This is a genomic window from Isoptericola sp. NPDC056134 (assembly GCF_042264825.1).
Lineage (GTDB): Bacteria > Actinomycetota > Actinomycetes > Actinomycetales > Cellulomonadaceae > Isoptericola > Isoptericola nanjingensis.
Window position 1 is genome coordinate 1 of the sequence record NZ_JBHJVM010000065.1, and the last position, 1616, is coordinate 1616.

Below are 1616 nucleotides of genomic sequence, written 5' to 3' on the forward strand. Positions count from 1 at the left end.
GGCCTTCGACGACCGCGACCGCGCCGTCCCAGTACTTCGTGTAGTGGAAGGGGTCGGCGTTGCGCTGGGTGCGGTGCGCGACGATCGTCGGCTCGAGCGACTCACGGCCGGGGACGTTGGCGATCATTGCGGTGAAGAAGTTCATGGCGCTGATGTGCGGGTCCATCCGGTCCTCGTAAGACCCCCAGGCGCCGTTGTCGCGCTGCTGGAACAGGCCGCGGCTGTCGGGCCCGGCCGCGTCGCCGTGGTCGATGACGCGCAGGCTGGACTCGCCCATCGCGGTCATGACCCCGATCGTCTGGTCCCGCACCCCCAGTCCCAGGGCCTTGCCCGCGGCGATGATGTGCGCAGCGTTGACCAGCTGCTCGCGGTCGTAGCCCGCGATCTCGACGCCCGGCACGGTGGCCGGGTCGATCGTGACCGCGGAGCTCGCTCCCGGGGCGGGGTTGCACGTGGCGACCTGCGAGGACGAGCCGAGCAGGAGCAGGCTGAACACGGTGCCCAACGCGAGCACGGGCACACCGGCCACGACCGCGACCGCCCCCGTGGTGCGAGAGGAGCCCACTACTGGGCTCCCTGTGCCGGGCTGATGCGGGTGGTCAACCACGGTGCGTCCGCGTCCTGGCGGGTCAGCACGACCGCGTAGAGGCCCGCGTCGGTGGGGACCTCGACCGTCGCCACGTACGCGCTGGTCTCCTCGGCCAGCGTCGCGGTCCCGGTCACCGCGGTCGCGGGCACGTTCGCGGGATCCACATACGCGTAGTCCAGGCCCGCCTGCTGGGTCAGCAACGGCTCCAACCCTGCCCACCAGGCGTCGTGGTCCAAGTCGGGGCGGGCGAACGCGGCCATCGCCGCCTGCGCGGCCTCAAGAGCGCTATCGCGCGACGCGTCGTCCCACGCCGGCACAGGCCGGGCCGTGATGACCTCACCGGTGTCCTCGTCGACCACACCGTCCGGCGCCCCGGGATACCGGTCAGCGCCTCCCTCGGTCGTGGTGACCGTTGGCGCGGGAGCGACTTCCGGCGCCTGCGCGACCGGTGCGCCGGCGCAGCCTCCCAGAGCGGCCGCGACCGCGACCGCCCCGGCCGCCCACGCGACCCGTCGTGCCATGCTCAGCCCCCTGCTGATCGTGCTCAGTCGCTCGGACGCGTCTCCCGGCCGTCCTCACGCAGTACAGCGCGGACATTAGAACCCGCCTGCAGCGTCGCCTTGAGCTCGTCGCGCAGGATGAACCACGTCGCCCCGACCTTGTACCCCGGGATCACGCCGTCCTTAAGCCACTTGTAGACACCCGGCTTCGTCATGCCCAAGATCTCCGCGACCTCGGGCACCGACAGCGTCGCTTCACGGCCCTCGAACAACGCGTCCAGAGCCGACGTCACGGCAGACACCTGCACCCACGAACGCATGCGAACACAGTAGACGCTACATCAGAGTCAGCGACTCTGTATAGGTCTATCGATGTCTGTCGCATGCTGTTGCCTTCCGTTGGTGTCTCGCGCTAGGGTCGGCGCATCGACGACTGCGTCCAATTATCAGGGGGCTCTGGGCAAATGTCCGATACCAACCCGTGGGTGTCGCGCGCTCAAATGCAAGCGACCCCCGTCACGGCGACC

General features: G+C 69.7%; 2 protein-coding genes and 1 pseudogene. All 3 read right to left on the bottom strand.

Annotated elements, in window-relative coordinates:
• A pseudogene (locus ACFCZN_RS21255) lies at positions 1-565 on the bottom strand (M23 family peptidase); the annotation flags it as partial.
• Positions 565-1110, bottom strand: a complete 546-nt coding sequence (locus tag ACFCZN_RS21260) for a hypothetical protein (RefSeq protein WP_430558086.1) — start codon at positions 1108-1110, stop codon at positions 565-567. The pseudogene ACFCZN_RS21255 and the gene ACFCZN_RS21260, both read right to left, overlap by 1 nt.
• Positions 1111-1133: 23 nt before the next feature.
• Positions 1134-1382 (bottom strand): helix-turn-helix domain-containing protein, encoded by a 249-nt coding sequence (locus tag ACFCZN_RS21265; protein WP_430558087.1) that lies wholly within the window; start codon positions 1380-1382, stop codon positions 1134-1136.
• Positions 1383-1616 lie beyond the last annotated feature (234 nt).